This is a genomic window from Pantoea sp. paga, from assembly GCF_007558755.1.
Taxonomy (GTDB): domain Bacteria; phylum Pseudomonadota; class Gammaproteobacteria; order Enterobacterales; family Enterobacteriaceae; genus Pantoea; species Pantoea agglomerans.
Genome location: NZ_VLTF01000047.1, coordinates 1 through 302 on the forward strand (window position 1 = coordinate 1; position 302 = coordinate 302).

A 302-nucleotide genomic window follows, 5' to 3' on the forward strand; every position below is an offset into this window, starting at 1 on the left:
AAAACGCCTGTGGGTTGTGAGGTTAAGCGACTAAGCGTACACGGTGGATGCCCAGGCAGTCAGAGGCGATGAAGGACGTGCTAATCTGCGTAAAGCGACGGTAAGGTGATATGAACCGCTACAGCCGTCGATGTCCGAATGGGGAAACCCGGTGCACTCTGTGCATCATTGCAGCATGAATACATAGTGCTGCAAGGCGAACCGGGGGAACTGAAACATCTAAGTACCCCGAGGAAAAGAAATCAACCGAGATTCCCCCAGTAGCGGCGAGCGAACGGGGAGCAGCCCAGAGCCTGAATCAG

1 rRNA gene is annotated in these 302 nt (G+C 54.6%); it reads left to right on the forward strand.

Going from position 1 to position 302, the window contains the following annotated elements:
• Positions 1–20: 20 nt before the first annotated feature.
• Positions 21–302: ribosomal RNA gene (locus FOV68_RS23920) — 23S ribosomal RNA — on the forward strand; the annotation flags it as partial.